This is a genomic window from Limnoglobus sp. (genome assembly GCF_059499385.1).
Map to the genome: position 1 here is coordinate 17,881 of NZ_JCABYM010000098.1, position 15,452 is coordinate 33,332.

Annotated in this window: 11 protein-coding genes; 5 read left to right on the top strand and 6 right to left on the bottom strand. The window is 69.3% G+C overall.

All coding sequences use genetic code 11. From position 1 onward, the window contains the following. Nucleotides 1-98 precede the first annotated feature (98 nt). The 5 genes from AC5JJ2_RS17540 to AC5JJ2_RS17560 all read left to right on the top strand — a co-directional run bounded on the left by AC5JJ2_RS17540 (nt 99) and on the right by AC5JJ2_RS17560 (nt 6,943). Nucleotides 99-1,328 carry a PQQ-binding-like beta-propeller repeat protein gene (locus AC5JJ2_RS17540; protein ID WP_495859315.1) on the top strand — a complete coding sequence of 410 codons (1,230 nt, stop codon included), beginning with the start codon at nt 99-101 and terminating at the stop codon, nt 1,326-1,328. Between the two features lie 121 nt (nt 1,329-1,449). After that, a complete protein-coding gene (locus AC5JJ2_RS17545) occupies nt 1,450-2,604 on the top strand; it encodes a hypothetical protein (RefSeq protein WP_495859316.1) in 1,155 nt (384 codons plus the stop codon). 610 nt (nt 2,605-3,214) lie between these two features. Further along, entirely contained in the window at nt 3,215-3,892 is a 678-nt protein-coding gene (locus tag AC5JJ2_RS17550; RefSeq protein WP_495859317.1) for a hypothetical protein, read from the top strand. Beyond that, nucleotides 3,889-4,476, top strand: a complete 588-nt coding sequence (locus tag AC5JJ2_RS17555) for an RNA polymerase sigma factor (RefSeq protein ID WP_495859318.1) — start codon at nt 3,889-3,891, stop codon at nt 4,474-4,476. The genes AC5JJ2_RS17550 and AC5JJ2_RS17555 overlap by 4 nt, the downstream gene beginning before the upstream one ends. A 142-nt stretch (nt 4,477-4,618) precedes the next feature. Next, nucleotides 4,619-6,943 (top strand): protein kinase domain-containing protein, encoded by a 2,325-nt coding sequence (locus tag AC5JJ2_RS17560; protein ID WP_495859319.1) that lies wholly within the window; start codon nt 4,619-4,621, stop codon nt 6,941-6,943. 240 nt (nt 6,944-7,183) lie between these two features. On the opposite strand, the gene AC5JJ2_RS17565 is transcribed toward AC5JJ2_RS17560, so the two are convergent. The 6 genes from AC5JJ2_RS17565 to AC5JJ2_RS17590 all read right to left on the bottom strand — a co-directional run. Continuing rightward, the gene (locus tag AC5JJ2_RS17565; protein WP_495859320.1) at nt 7,184-8,293 is read right to left on the bottom strand and encodes a serine/threonine-protein kinase; all 1,110 of its coding nucleotides are present in this window, start codon (nt 8,291-8,293) and stop codon (nt 7,184-7,186) included. 647 nt (nt 8,294-8,940) lie between these two features. After that, complete coding sequence (locus tag AC5JJ2_RS17570; protein ID WP_495859321.1) at nt 8,941-10,308, bottom strand: arylsulfatase B; 1,368 nt, start codon at nt 10,306-10,308, stop codon at nt 8,941-8,943. A gap of 69 nt (nt 10,309-10,377) precedes the next feature. Then, complete coding sequence (locus AC5JJ2_RS17575) at nt 10,378-11,706, bottom strand: sulfatase-like hydrolase/transferase (protein ID WP_495859322.1); 1,329 nt, start codon at nt 11,704-11,706, stop codon at nt 10,378-10,380. 163 nt (nt 11,707-11,869) lie between these two features. Continuing rightward, the gene (locus AC5JJ2_RS17580) at nt 11,870-13,312 is read right to left on the bottom strand and encodes a sulfatase (protein ID WP_495859323.1); all 1,443 of its coding nucleotides are present in this window, start codon (nt 13,310-13,312) and stop codon (nt 11,870-11,872) included. Next, on the bottom strand, nt 13,312-14,775 hold the full coding sequence (locus tag AC5JJ2_RS17585; RefSeq protein WP_495859324.1) for a sulfatase family protein: 1,464 nt from the start codon (nt 14,773-14,775) through the stop codon (nt 13,312-13,314). The genes AC5JJ2_RS17580 and AC5JJ2_RS17585 overlap by 1 nt, the downstream gene beginning before the upstream one ends. A gap of 221 nt (nt 14,776-14,996) precedes the next feature. After that, on the bottom strand, nt 14,997-15,452 hold a 456-nt coding region (locus AC5JJ2_RS17590), incomplete at its 5' end, for a sulfatase/phosphatase domain-containing protein (RefSeq protein WP_495859325.1).

Genomic DNA, 15,452 nt, shown 5'->3' on the forward strand with positions numbered 1-15,452 from the left:
ACCGTCGCGCCGCGCAACTAACTTCCTGCGCATGATTGCTTCTTGATCCGGTAAACTGATTCGAGTCTTCCTCACACCCCGCCGAGGTCATCCCACCCATGCACCGTTGCCTGCTCGCCCTCGCCGCCGCGTTCATGGTCGCCGCCGATTGGCCGGAGTTCCGCGGACCGGACGGCACCGGCCGCTACACCGGCCCGACGCTCGTGACCGAGTGGGGGCCGGACAAGAACGTCGCGTGGAAGGCCGACATCCCCGGCAAGGGGTGGTCGTCCCCCGTCGTCGTGAAGCGGAAGGTCTACCTGACGACGGCAATCCCGAAGGACGGCGGCCAGTCGCTGCACGCGCTCTGCATCGACGCGGCGACCGGGAGCATCGACTGGGATAAAGAGGTGACGTTCGCGGACAAGGACACGGCCGGCCGGCAGCACGGCAAGAACACCTACGCGAGCGCGACCCCCGTTTCCGACGGCGAGCACGTCTTCGTCCACTTCGGCCACATGGGGACGGCCTGCCTGACGCCGAAGGGGGACATCGTCTGGAAGCGGACCGACTACAAGTATTCGCCCGTCCACGGCACGGGCGGCTCGCCGATCCTGGTGGACGACTTGCTCGTCTTCAGCGTGGACGGTGCGGACCAGCAGTTCGTCGCGGCCCTCTACAAAAAAACCGGCGACGAGCGGTGGAAGACCGACCGGAAGTCGCGGGCGTCGAAGCGGTTCTCGTTCACCACGCCGCAGCTGGTCGCTCTGCACGGCCGGCGGGTGATCGTCAGCGCGGCGAGCGACTTCGTGGCCGGGTACGACCCGATCTCCGGCGCGGAGGTGTGGCGGGCCGACTACCCGGCCGGCGGGTACTCGCTGATCTCGCGGCCGGTGATCGCGGCGAACCGGCTCGTCATCCAGACCGGGTACGACACGGCCCACCTGTTCTCCCTCGACCCGGCCGGGACCGGCGACATCAGCGGTAAGATCGCGTGGTCCACGAAGAAGGGCGCGCCGCACACGCCGTCGCCGGTCGCGGCCGGCGAGGAGTTGTTCACCGTCACGGACAAGGGCATCCTGACCTGCTTCGACGCGAAGACCGGCGACGTTCACTGGTCCGAGCGGCTGGCCGGCAACGGTTTCTCGTCGTCCCCGATCGTCGCGAACGGCCGGCTGTACGTCACCAGCGAGGACGGCGTCGGCCACGTGGTCGAGGCGACGAAGGCCGGGTACAAGTCCGTCGGCCGGTCGGAGATGAAGGAGCGAACGTTCGCGACGCCGGCCGCCGTGGACGGGGCACTTTACTTACGGACGGAGTCGAAGTTGTACCGGTTCGTGGCGAAGTGATGTCGGCATCAATTCTCCGTGCCCGGCCGCGACCGAGTGAGATTTCCGCGCCCGCACCAGCAGCCCTCTCGCGATAAGGGGACGGCCGAAACGCGCAAGGATCGCTCCCGAGGAACTCCCCATGTTGATTAAGCGCTGGCTGGAACAGTTGAAGCACCGCACGCCGGCCGGGCCGCCGAGCTTCAAGCCGCACCTCGAAACCCTCGGCGACCGGGTCGTGCCGTATGCGTCGCCGTTCGGGTACGAGCCGGTCAGCCTGTTCGCCGTCGAGTGGGCGCTGTCCGGGGCGACGACGCCGCGGCCGGAGGAAGCGACGGTCGCGGCGTCGTTCCGGGTCGTCGCGCGGGGCGAGGTGTACGCCGGGACTGAGATGCGGGTCATGATCCGCGCGGTGGACGAGACCGGCCGGCCGGTCCGCGGGTACACCGGCACGGTCGCGCTGACCAGCTCCGACCCGGCGGCCGTGCTGCCGGACGACATCACGTTCACGACCGACGACCGCGGCCGGGCCACGGTCAAGGTCACGCTCAACACGGCCGGCGAGCAGACGATCACCGCGACCGACACGGCCTCGGACACGGTTCTCGGCACCACGACGGTCAACGTGACGGCCGCGCCGGTGGCCACGAGCTTCTTCGTCCGGGCGGAACGCGACGCGACGAGCGGGGCCGTCACCCGCGTGGCCGTCGTCGCCCTCGACGAGTCGAACCGGATCGCCACCTCGTACACCGGGACGGTCGCGCTCACCAGCACGGACGCCGGGGCGACGCTGCCGGAGAGCTACACGTTCACCAGCAGCGACCGCGGCGTTCACGTCTTCGAGTTCACCCCGTCCACCACCGGCGAGCAGACGGTCACCGCCACCGACACGGCCGACGCGTCCCTAACCGGCAGCGTCACGGTCAACGTCGCGGCCGCGCAGGTCGCCACCCGGTTCGCGCTCATCACCCGCCCGACGGCGGCGGCCGACGAGTCGGCCCAGGTGTACGTCGTCGCGCTGGACGACGGCAACCGGATCGTCCGGAACTACACGGGCACGGTCACGCTGACCAGCTCCGACCCGGAGGCGACGCTCCCGGAGCCGTACACGTTCACGGCCGCCGACCGCGGGGTAAAGGCGCTGACGGTGACCTTCGGCACGACCGGCAGCCAAACCGTGACCGCGACCGACGACTCGGCCACGCCCGTCACCGGGTCCGTGACGGTGAGCGTCGGCACGTCGAACGGCCGGTTCGGATTCGGCGACTTGTTCGGCCCGTTCCGACGGCGGCGGTAAAATTCAGCCCCGGCTGCGGCGGCGGGGACGGGACGGGGAGAAATCCCGACGCCCGCGCCCACCCCACGGCTTGGCCGGCGATGGGTGTGATGTACCATTGATGGTGGTTTCCGGCGCGCGTCCCCGCGCCCGTTCCCCATCCGTTTAGGTTGTTATGAACACACTCCTCGGCGTCCGGTTGGCGTTGGAATCGGTCGAAGAGCGGTTGACGCCCGCCCGCTTCGGCCCGGAGGTCGGCCCCCGCGGCCTGGCGGCAGAGATGCGGCCGGCGTTCGCGTTGCCGGGGAACCACGGACCTCAGAACGCGGACAGGAGTAACGACCGGGATCAAGACCGATCTGGTCCCGCCGCGGGGGACGTGTCGGGGCCGACAGCACCGGCGGCCTCCGGCCCGGTCGCGGGCGGGTCGTTCGGTCCGTTCGGTCCAACATTACCGGGGCCGGGCGGTGGCGGTTGGGGCGGCGGCGAACGGCAAGGCTCGCGGGATGACGATGACGATGGCGACGACCGGGCCGGGCCATCGGTAGTGGTCTTCGGCCGAGGCCGGGACGAGTTCGTCCGGCCGAACCTTCCGCCTTTCTTCGCTCCACCGTTTGAACTAATCTCCGAGGTGCGCGAGGCCCGAGAAAACGCCCAAGCTCCGGCGGCGCAACAACCGGTCGCCGCGCGGGTCGTCCCCCCGCCCGCCGCACAGGTTCGCGACGCCGACACGAGCGGCCCGACGGCCCGGCCGAACGGGATCACGGCCGCGCTGCTCGGCGATTCGTCCGCGGCTTCCCCGGTCCCGGCGCAAGCCGGCGATCCGGCCCCCGTGCCCGGCGCGGTGCAAGTCGCGGTCGCGGCGGCCACGCCGCCGGCCGCCAACGGGAACGGGGGGGCGTGGGCGGTGCCGTTCGCCGGCGCGACGACGGCCTCCCTCGCCGACGCGCCGCCGGCGGAAGACGCGATCGTGACCGACCCGCCGACGGCCGCGGAACCGACGCCGGGGTTCGTCGAGAAGGCCCTCGACGCGATTCTCCCCTACGGCGTGCCGGTCCTCGGGGCGCTGCCGCTCGCGGCCGAGTGGATCGAGCAAGGGGCGAACGACTTCCTCACGCGACTGGAAACGCTCGGCGAGGACGTGGTCGGCGACCTGCCCGCGTGGGAACAGGCGGCGTGGCTGGCCGGGGCGGTCCTCGTCCTCGGCGGCGTGACTTACACGGTCCGCGCCCACGCCCCCCGCCGGCGGCCGGACGCGCAGGCGTTCCGGTCCCGGCTCTCTCGCCTCGGATTGGGTGTCCCGACATGACGACCGGCCAGAACATCGACGACCTGCTCGGCAAACTGAGTCGCGGCGAGCTGGAGGTGGCGGAGGCGCTGTTCCACGCTTACACGCCGTACCTCCGGGCCATCGTCCGCCGCCAGCTCTCCGACCGGCTGCGGTCCCGGTTCGACTCGACCGACGTAGTGCAGTCGGTTTGGGTCCAAGTCGTCCGCCACCTCGCGACCGAGGGCTGGTCCATCGGCACGGAGGACCAACTCCGCGGCCTGCTCGCGACCATCGCGCGGCGGCGGTTGATTAGCCGCGTCCGCAAGGAGGACCACGGGCCGGAGAACGACCCGATCCCGCACGAGAACTGGGACGACGTGTCGCAGCACCGGTTCGAGCGGGCCAGCGAGAAGGCCCAGGCCGACGAGACGTGGGACCGGATGCTCGCCCTCTGCCCGCCGGAGCACCAGCAGATTCTCCACCTGCGGCGTGAAGGGCTGTTGCTGGAAGAGATCGCGGAGCGAACGGGATTGCACGAGGGGAGCGTCCGCCGCATCCTCCGGAAGCTGGCCCGCGAGCTGGCCGTCCGGCAAGGCTCGCTGCTCGACGCGGCGGACGAGTAACCGTCTCTTGTAGGGCGGGTCAAGGCTTTGCGCCGACCCGCCGCGTTTCCAGCCACTTCGGCGCTCTCGATGGTGGTTGCGGCCCCCTGGCGGGTCGGCGCAAAGCCTTGACCCGCCCTACAAATCCCGTCCCGGTGGTCGCATGAGTTCCGCCCTGAAACCCCCGCTCTCCGCCCTCGTCGAGCGGCTCGCCGACGAGATGGGGGCCGGGTGGGAAGAAGGGCACTTTCACCTCACCGAAGAGTTCCTCCGCCGCCACCCCGACCTGCTTCACCAGCCCGACGCCGCGATCGAGCTGCTCGCCGAAGAACTCACGCTCCGCGACGAGTACCGCCAACCGATCACGCTCGCCGAACTCGAAGCGCGGTTCCCGCAGTGGCGGGCGCAAGTCCAGGCACTCTGGGACTGTCAGCAGGTCCTCGGCCCGCGGTTCCTGCCGCCGGAATTTCCCGAGGTCGGCCAACGGCTCGGCGAATTCGCCCTGATCGCGGAACTCGGCCGCGGGTCGCACGGCCGCGTCTACCGGGCGAAGCAGTCGCCGCTCGCGGACCGGGCCGTCGTGCTGAAGGTCAGCCCGCTGGCCGGGGCGGAACACCTCTCGCTCGCCCGGCTGCAACACAGCAACATCGTCCCGCTCTACTCCGCGCACGAGTTCCCGGACCGGCGGCTACGGGGCCTCTGCATGCCCGACTTCGGCGGCTGCACGCTCGCGGACCTGCAACGCCGGCTGGCCGTCCCGCCGCTCGGCCGCGACCTGCTCCGCGCCACCGGGTCGCCGTCCGACGCCCCGGCGGACGTGACGTGCTGGGTCGGCGCGGCCCTCGCCGACGCCCTTCAGTACGCCCACGACCGCGGCATCTTACACCTGGATTTGAAGCCGTCGAACGTGCTGATCGCGGCCGACGGCGTGCCGATGCTGCTCGACTTCCACCTCGCCCGCGCCCCGCTCGAGGCCGGGGAGGTCGCGCCGACGTGGCTCGGCGGGACGCCGGAGTACATGCCGCCGGAGCAGGTGGCGGCGATGGCGGCGGTGCGGGCGAACGCACCGATCCGCACGCCGGTGGACGGCCGGGCCGACGTGTACTCGCTCGGGCAGACGCTCCGCGAATTCCTGGCCGCGACCGGCCGGCCGGCGTCGCCGGGGTTGGCCGACATCCTCGACCGCTGCACCGCGCCGCGGGCGGAGGACCGCTACCCGACGGCCGCGGCGCTGGCCGCCGACCTGCGGCGGCACCTGGCCGACCTGCCGCTGGCCGGCGTGCGGAACCGAAGCTGGGCCGAGCGGTGGAAGAAGTGGCGTCGCCGCCGGCCGGCCGCGCTGCCGCGGGCGTTCGTCCTCGCGGGAATCGGCATCGGCCTCGTCGCCGGCGTCGCGCACGTCGGGCGGTTGACGGGCCGCGCGAAGGCCGCGCTCGCCGACGGCCGGACGCACCTGGCGAACCGCGAACCCGCCGAGGCGGCGGAGGCGATTCGGACGGCGGAACAGTGGCTCGAAGGGCTGCCGTTCCAGTCGGCCCTCCGCGGCGAGATCCGCGAGACCGCCCGCGCCGCCGAACGAGAGGTCGCGCGGGACGAGTTACACGCCTTCGCGGACCGGGTGCGGTTCCTGAGCGTCGCCGAGCCGCTGACGGACGCGCAGCTCCGGAAGCTGCATTCCGAAGTGCGGGCCGTCTGGGACGAACGCGAGAAGCTGACGGCCGTGTTCGGCCGGACCGACGACCTGTTCGACCTGGGCATCATCCACACGGACCTGCACGTCCGTACTGCCGCCGACCGACCGGCCGCGGTCGGCGAGGCGCTGGCCGTGCTGGACGAACTCGAACGCCGGTTCGGTTCGACACCGGTGCTCGACCTCGAACGCCGGCGGCTCGGCCAACCCCCGACTTCGACCGGCCCCGCGCGGGCGCGGTCCGCGTGGGACCACGTCTGGGCCGGGCGGTCGCACCTGGCCGCCGGGCGGCCCGCCGCGGCCGTGCCGGAGTTCGAGGCCGCCCTTCGGCTCGACCCGGCGTCCTTGTGGGCGAACTACTATCACGGCGTCGCGCTGTTGCGGCAGAAGAAGCCGGCGGACGCGGCGGCGGCGTTTACCGCGTGCGTGGCCCTGGCCCCGCGGGCCGCGTGGTGTCGGTTCAACCGGGCGCTGGCGTACCACCAACTCGACCGCCCGGACGCGGCCCTCGCGGACCTCACGGCCGCCGTCGGGATCGACCCGGTGCTGTGGCCGGCGTTCTGGGAGCGGGCCGCGATTCGGTTGAAGCAGAAGGCGTTTCCGGAATCGCTCGCGGACCTGGGGCGTGCGAAGGCGGCCGGGGCACCGGCGGCGGAAACGCTCTACCGCACGGCCGTCGTCCGCCTCGCGGCGAACGACCGGGCCGCGGCCGCCGCCGAGCTGCGGCAATGCCTGGCGCTCGACCCCCGCCACGCGGACGCGGCCCGGCTGCTGGGACAATTCGAGAAAAAAGAATAATCCCGCGCCCGGTCGGCGCGCCGTCCCGCGATGAGTTTGGCAGAACAACGCCGCGGGAATGCGTGTCGGTCGGGTCGAGGGAGTTAGCGAGTGTAAGTTCGGTGTCTGTTTCTGCCATCGAACTTTCTTTCTCGGCTCGACCGGCACGCGTTCCCGCGTTGATAAATAGTGGAACCCGGAGCGGTAGCGACGGGGTGTTTGCCAACCAGACACCCCGTCGCTACCGCTCCGGGTTCCACGTTACGGCTCCGGCGATAGCGGCACGCGCTTCAGAATGAGTTCCCGTCGCTGCTGATTCTCCGCCGCCTCCTTCTGCCACATCAGGAAGCACGTCCCCGCCATCCCCGCGAGAAGGAAGATCACCACGACCATCGCCCAGTCGATCGCGGGCCGCGACCGCGGCGGGCGGCCGACCTCCACGGCCTCGCCGGCCGCGAACCGCTCCAGCACGTCGGCCAACTCACTGGCCGTCGCGAACCGCTGCTCCAGCGACTTCATCAGGCACTTCAAAACGATCCGCTCCAGCACCGGCGGCAGGACAGTGTTGTGGACCCGGGGCGGTTCCGGCTCCTCCGTGATGATCTGGTGCAGCAGCGAGAACTGGTTGTCCGAGTCGAACGGCAGCCGGCCCGTCAGCGCCTGGTAGAGGATGACGCCGAGCGCCCACACGTCCGTCGGCGGGCCGACCGACTTGCTCTTCCCCTTCGCCTGCTCCGGCGACATGTAGTACGGCGTCCCCATCACCGCGACGGACAGCGTGAGCGTCGAAATCGCCCGCTTCGCGAGGCCGAAGTCCACGACCTTTGGCTCTCCGTTTTTCGTGAACAGGATGTTCGTCGGCTTCAGGTCGCGGTGGACGATGTTGGCCGCGTGCGCGGCGGCGACGCCGCGGCAGACCTTCGCCAGCGTCGTCGCGATCACTTGCGGGTCGCGGGTCGTGCCGAGAACGTCGCCGAGGTGCCCGCCCTCGAGCAGTTCCATCACGAGGAACGGCACGGCCGCGGCCTGACCGGGGACCGCCGCCTCGCCGAAGTCGTAGACCTCGACGACGTTCGGGTGCTTGATGTCCGCGACCGACTGCGCCTCGGCCAGGAACCGGGAGACGACGTTCGCCTCGACGGTCTCGGCGTTCGGCAGCAGCTTGATGGCGACGAGCCGGTTCAGCCGGACGTGCCTGGCCCGGAACACGACGCCCATGCCGCCGCGGCCGACGGCGTCGAGCAGTTCGTAGCCGGGCACGGTCGGCAGGCCGAACGGCCGGGACGGGGTGGCCGACGGCGTCGAGTCGGGCGGCCGGGAGAGTGCGAAGTCGGATTCTACAAAGTCGGGGTTCTGAGCGAGTTCGGACATGGCGTCCCCACGATGCGCGAGCACGGTCCGGCGGGTACGGGTTGTGCGAGTCGGAAGTGCAACACAACGGGAGAATGAGAAATTCTCACGAAGACCGGGCGCGGCGACGGAAGGGATAAAGCGGAATTAGCGAGGTATTCCAGTGGCGGAGTTTTAGCGCTCGATGTGAACGGGTGTACCGGTAAAAGAATGTGTTCGCACTAAGGCATCTGTCCATCGACTCACGATGCTGTTATCCGCTCGGCTTCCCACGAATCTGGCGCGGTTTCGCAGCGGGTCTCGCTACTCGCCAGCCCCGTTCGTTGATCGATCCACCAACTCATGTACACGATGACATATCCGTACCCGTGGCAACGGCCGCACCCCGGCCGACCCGCGCGATTGGCGTAGACACAGTTGCAGTCGTAGCAAGGGGCGTTTGCCATGCGACGTATTGCACGAGTAAGGAAATCTCGTTCACCGCACGACAGACACGATTCGGCCCGTCGTGCAATCCGAGAACGGCAAGTCGGGCAAGTTCCGAATCGAGCCATCCTTCCTCCTCAAGTCATCGACTTTTCCGAAAACTCTCCACGTCATCTTGCCACACGCCCGCCCGCAGCACAAGGGGTGGGTGAGAAAACCCGCCACCCACCACCTATCACCCTTCACTCCTTCTCACCCCAGACCTTCGGCGTCACGAAGCCCTTCGGCTTCGGCTTCGCCCTCGGCGCGACGGCCTGCTTCGCGTACCCGGCGAGGACGGCCCGCAGCTCCTTCACCTTCTCCGGGTGCTTCGCCGCGAGGTTCGTCTTCTCGTAGGGGTCGGCCTTTAGGTCGAACAGCTCGACCGACTCCTTCTCGTCCTTCTTCGCGGCTTCGCCGTCCGGGTCGTCCTCGCCGCTCTTCGACACGAGCTTCCAGTCGCCGGCGCGGACGGCCCCGGTGGTCGGCGTCGTGTTCAGCAGGATCGCGGCGTGCGGCGTAGGTTTCCCCTCGGCCAGCACCGGCCACACGTCGAGGCCGTCGAGCGGCAGCTTCGGCTCGGCCGTCGCGCCGGCCAGTTTCGTCAGCGTCGGGAGCCAATCGACCATGTGAATCGGCTCTGTCACCGTGCCGGGCTTGATCTTGCCGTCCCACGTCGCGAACGCGGCGACGCGGACGCCGCCCTCGTAGAGCGTCCCCTTGCCCGCGCGGAACTTGCCGTTGTCCGTCACCCGGCCGGGGGCCGGGCCGCCGTTGTCGCTGCTGAACACGAACAGCGTGTTGTTTCGGACGCCGGCCTTCTCCACCGCATCCACGACCTTGCCGACCGCCTCGTCCATCGCGGCCAGCATCCCGGCGTACTTCTGCCGCTCGCCCTTCAGCTTCCCGTAGGGCTTTAGGTACGCGTCGGGGACCTGGTGCGGCGAATGCACGGCGTTGAACGGCACGTACAGGAAGAACGGCTTCTTCCCGGCCGTGTCCGCGACGAACTTCGCCGCCTCGGTCGCGATCAGGTGCGTGGCGTACCCCTCGTCGCGGTTGGCGGCGTCGTTCTTGTGCCAGTCGAACCCGCCGTCGCGGACGTGGGTGAAGTAGTCGAGCGCCCCGTTGTAGTGGCCGTACTGGAAGTCGAACCCGCGGCTCGTCGGCAGGTACGCCTTCTCGAAATGGCCGAGGTGCCACTTGCCGACGATGGCCGTGGCGTACCCGGCTTCTTTCAGCGTTTGCGGGAGTAGTCGTTCGTCGAGCGGCAGCCCGTACTGCGCCCACGGCCGGACGACGCCGACCTGGAGGCCGTGCCGCATCGGGTAGCGGCCGGTCATGAGCGCCGCCCGCGTCGGGCTGCACACCGGCTGGACGTAATGCGCGTCGAGGACGGCCCCGGCCTTCGCGAGCTTGTCCAGGTGCGGCGTTTGAATCTCCGTACCGCCCATGAACCCGCAGTCGTGCCGCCCGAGGTCGTCGGCGAGGAGGATGACGATGTTGGGCTTCTCGGCGGCGCGGAGCTGCGTCGCGGCGAGGAGCAGGAAGGGCAAAGCGAATCGGAGCATTGGGTCACCGGGGGAGGGGTAAGGGTAACGGTGGGCCTCGAAGACTCGGCCCACCCTACAAATACAGCATCACTTCTTCGGCTGCGGAACCCACCGCGGCGGGATGTTGTCCGCGTTCCACTTGTCCCAGTCGGCCTTCAGTTCCTTCGCCTTGTCCGGCTCCTTCGCAGCAAGGTCGGTCGCCTCGCCGATGTCGGCCTTCAGGTTGTAGAGTGCGGCCGGCTTCTTCACGCCGTCGATCCGGTTGACGACCAGCTTCCAGTCCCCCTTGCGGATCGCCCACTGCTCGCCGAACCGCCAGTAGAGCGCCTCGTGCGGCGGGCCGTCGTTCTTGCCGGTCAGGTACGGGAGGAGGTTCACGCCGTCGAGCTTCCACCCGGCCTCCGGCTGCGCCCCCGCGGCGGCCAACGCCGTCGGCAGGATGTCGAGCTGGATGATCGGGTTGTCGTAGGTCTTGCCGGCCGGGACCGTGCCCTTCCACTGGAAGCAGAACGGCACGCGGACGCCGCCCTCCAGCGTCGTCGCCTTGAACCCGCGGAGCGGGTCGTTCTTCGAGGTCGTCACCGGCGTCGGCCCGCCGTTGTCGCTGAAGAAGAAGATCAGCGTGTTCTCCTCCTGGTTCATCTCCCGGACCTTCGCCAGCACCCGGCCGACGGCGTCGTCCATCGCCGACATCATCGCCGCGAACGTCTTCCGCTTCTCGTCCGCGATGTTCGCGAACCGGTCGAGGTACTTCTTCGTCGCCTGCAGCGGCGCGTGTTGGGCGTTGAACGGCAGGTAGAGTAGGAACGGCTTGTCCTTCTGCTTTCCGATCCAATCGACGGCCCGCTCGCCGTAGGCGTCGGTCGAGTAGAAGTTGTCGTCCTTGATCGGCCCGGCGGCCGGAGACTTGCGACTGTCGATGAACCGCGGCGGGTTGAAGAACGGCGTGTTCGCGACGGTCCCGTAGAACTCCTCGAACCCGCGGGCGGTGGCCACGAACTCGTCCCCCGCGCCGAGGTGCCACTTGCCGACGGCACACGTCGCGTAGCCGAGGGCCTTCATCCGGTCGGCCATTGTCTTCTCCTCGACCGGCAGCCCGAACTTGCGGCCGCCGTTCGGCGTGGCCGGGCCTTCGTTCCACTCGTGGCCGAAGCGAGTCTGGTAGCGGCCGGTGAGCAACCCCGCCCGCGTCGGCGAGCAGTACGGCCCGGACACGTACCCGCTGGTGAACCGCACGCCGTTCTTGGCGATCGAGTCGATGTTCGGCGTGGGGATTTCCTTGTTGCCCTGGAAGCCGTACTCGGCGTACCCCACGTCGTCCGAGAGGAAGACGATGACGTTCGGCTTCTTGTCGGCCGCGGCGAGCGGCCCGGCGAGTAGGAGCAGGGCGAAGAGGACGTAGCGTTTCGCGAACATGGCGGACCCTCAACGGGGAAAGGGGATCGGCTGTTTCGAGTTTTGTAGGGCGGGTCAAGGCTTTGCGCCGACCCGCCGGGGGACCGCAACCACACGGGAGAACCGCCCGGCAACCTGCGGGGCGACGGCGGGTCGGCGCAAAGCCTTGACCCGCCCTACAAGATTACCGCTTTTCCGGCGGAAACTGGGCGTGCAAAGCCTCCCGCGCCGCGGCCTGTTCCTTCGCGTTCGCGGCGATGTTCGTCATCTCGTCCGGGTCGCGGACGTGGTCGTAGAACTCCGTCGCGATCACGTTGCCGGTCTTCCAGTCCCGCCACTCGGTATATCTCGCCGTCGCGGTGCGGACGCTGTAGCCCATCGCGTCCGGCAACCCCGTCGGCGTCCGGTCCGAGTAGGCCGGCCGCGGGTGCTGGCTGAACGCCGCCGCCTTCACCGCCTTCGCCGTGTCCACCAGGATCGGCGCGAGGCTCACGCCGTCCAACCCCGGCGGCGGACGCAAGCCGCACAGGGTCACGAGCGTCGGGAACAGATCCACCAACTCCACGAGCGAACTCGTGGTTCGACCGGCCGTCGGCATCTTCGGCGTCGCGACCATCAGCGGGACGCGACAGTCCCGCTCGAAGCACGAGGTCTTCGCCCACAGGCCGTGCTCGCCGAGGTGGTAGCCGTGGTCGGAGACGAACACGATGACCGTGTTCTCCGCCAGCTTCAACTCGTCGAGCGCCGCCAGCACCTTGCCGACCTGCGCGTCCATGTAGCTGACGTTCGCGTAGTACCCGTGCCGCATCTCTGCGGTTTGTTCCGGGGTCACTTTCACCTGGTCCGGCGGGATGCCGAGGATTTCGCGGTTGTCGTGGAACGCCACGTCCGGGGCGGCCGTCGGCCGGGCGGGGTCGAACGGCGGCAGCTTCGCCGCGTCGTACAGGTCCCAGTACTTCTTCGGCGCATTAAACGGTGCGTGCGGCTTCCAGAACCCGACGGCCAGGAAGAACAGCTTCCCCTTCACCGCGGCGAGCGTCTTCACCGCCTCGGCGCTCACGCGGCCGTCGTAGTACGCCTCGTCCGGCACGTCCCGCCGCTCGCACACCGGGACCTTGCCGTAGTCCCGGCCGATCGACTTCGCGAGGTTCGGCGGCAGTTCGCCGTTGACCTCCGGTGCGTCGTGGCCGTGGTTCGCGTAGTGGAGGAACTCGTCGGCCGTCCACGACCGGCGGTCGCCCTTCTCGGCCGTGTGCCAGTTGTGGAAGATTTTCCCGACGCACCGCGTCTCGTACCCGTTCGCCTTGAAGAACTGCGGCAGCGTCGTCACGTCCGGGTTCTGCTCGCGGAAGTGCTTGCCGTTCGTCCAGAGGTGGAGCGTGTCGGGTCGCCGACCCGTGAGGAACGACGACCGCGACGGGTTGCACACCGCCTGCTGGCAGTACGCTCGGTCGAACCGCACCGCCCGCTTGGCGAGCGCGTCGAGGTTCGGCGTCTTCGCGTGGGAGCCGTAGCAGCCGAGTTCCGTCCGCAGGTCGTCGGCGACGACGAACAACACGTTCGGCGGCGCGGCCGCGGCCGTGTTGACGAAAAGCCCCAGCGCGAGCAGTCGAAGTAGTCCGGACATCATCGACCTCCCGTGTCGCGGCCCGCGGGCCGAAGGCCGGTCCCCTTCGCCCCGGTGATGGAGTCGCCGAGGTCGCGGCGGAACTCGTCGGCCTGGGCCGTCAGTTCCTTCACCACGCTCGGGTAGTCGGCCGCCACGTCCTTCGTCTCGCCGGGGTCGGCGGTCAGGTCGAACAGCGCCGGGCCGATCTTCTCGACGCGATACCCGTGGCGGCTGGCGATGCCGCGGATGCCGGACTCCTCGATGCCGCTCGGCTTCATGTTCGCGTGGTTCGCCGGCTTGCCGTTCGTCCCCGGCGGGCCGTCCACGGTCAGGTAGTCGTGCGGCAGGTGCAACTTCCACCGGCCGTTCCGGACCGCGTGCAACTCGGAGCCGGAGTAGTAGGCGAAGGCCGAATAGGTCGTTCGGTCAATTGCCTCTCTGGTCAAGGCGGCCGACAGGTCGCGGCCGTCGATCTTCTGCTTCGGCAGCTCCGCGCCGACGAGCTTCGCGACCGTCGGCAGCACGTCGAGGCCGGTGACGAAACTCTTGCTGACGTAGCCCGCCGGAATCTTGCCCGGCCACCGCACGAGGAACGGCACGCGGACGCCGCCCTCGAACGTCGTGAGCTTCCCCTCGCGGAACGGCCCGGCCGACCCGGCGTGCGTGCCGTAGCTCAGGAACGGCCCGTTGTCCGAGAGGAAGATCACGAGCGTGTTTTTCTCCAGGTCGTGCTCGCGCAGTTCGGTCAGGACTTCGCCGACGCCCCAGTCGAGTTCCTCGATCGCGTCGCCGTATAGCCCGCGCTTCGACTTGCCGCGGAACCGCTCGGACGCAAAAATCGGCACGTGCGGCATGACGTGCGGCAGGTAGAGGAAGAACGGCCGGTCCTTGTTCTCCCGAATGAACCGGACGGCGTGGTCGGTGAACAGCTTCGTGAACTGCGACTGGTCCGGGTCGTTCGTGACGGAGCCGTCGCGCTGGTAGAGCGGCAGCGGCGGGATGCCGCGGACGGTCGGGTGCAGCGGGCCGTTGTCGTTCGAGTACGGCAGCCCGGCCCACTCGTCGAACCCGTTCCGCGTGGGGAAGAACGCCGGCCGCGTGCCGAGGTGCCACTTCCCGTAGTGGGCGGTGGCGTACCCCTTCGTCTTCAGCAGCTCCGGCAGCAGCGTCTCGTCGGGGTGGATGCCGACGGTGCTGGTGTGGTTGAGCGCCCCGGCCATGCCGAGGCGGTTCGGGTAGCAACCCGTCAGCAGCGCCGTCCGCGACGCGGTGCAGACGGCCTGGGCGACGCAGAAGTTCGTGAACCGCGTGCCCTCTTTCGCCAGCCGGTCGAGGTTGGGCGTGCGGATGTCCTTCGCGCCGTAGCAGCCGGCGTCGCCGTACCCCATGTCGTCCGCGACGATGAGGACGACGTTCGGCGGCCGGTCCGCGGCGGCCGCCGGGATCGCGGCGAGGAGGACAAGGAGAGGGAGGTAGCGCATGGTGAATCTCGTTCGGGTCGGCCTTTCTCTTCTCTTCAGGCCAACGGCCTGGGAGCGCTCAGTCCAGGGCAACGCCCTGGGCGCGGGAGCCTGCCGCGGAGACACGTTCGCCGCTCGCAGGCTTTCAGCCTGCGGGGTGGTTGTGGCCCCGACCCAGGGCGGCGTCGCTGCGCTCCTTGCCCTGGGCTAAGCGCTCCCAGGCTTTCAGCCTGAAAACCCAGTCACTTCTTCGCCGGGTTGACCGGCCACGGCTCGACGTTCGCCCGCTTCGCCCAGGTGTCGTATTGAACCGCCATCCGCTTCACGCGTTCCGGTTCGGACGACGCTAAATCGCGCGACTCGATCCGGTCCTTCGCGATGTCGTACAGCTCCCACGGCTTGCCGTGCTTCGCCACGAGCTTCCAGTCGCCGACGCGGACGGCCCGGTTCCCCTCGTGCTCCCAGAAAATTGCGTCTCGCTCAAGCGGCTTGTCCGCGAACGCCGGGCGGATGCTCTTGCCCTCCAACGGCAGCGCGTCCTTCGGGTACGTCGCGCCGCTCAGATCGACGCAGGTGGCCATCACGTCGATGAGGTGGCCCGGCTGCTTCCGCAGCTCCCCCTTCGCGGCGATGCCCTTCGGCCAGTGGGCGACGAGCGGGCTGCTGATGCCGCCCTCGTGGACCCAGTGCTTGTACTC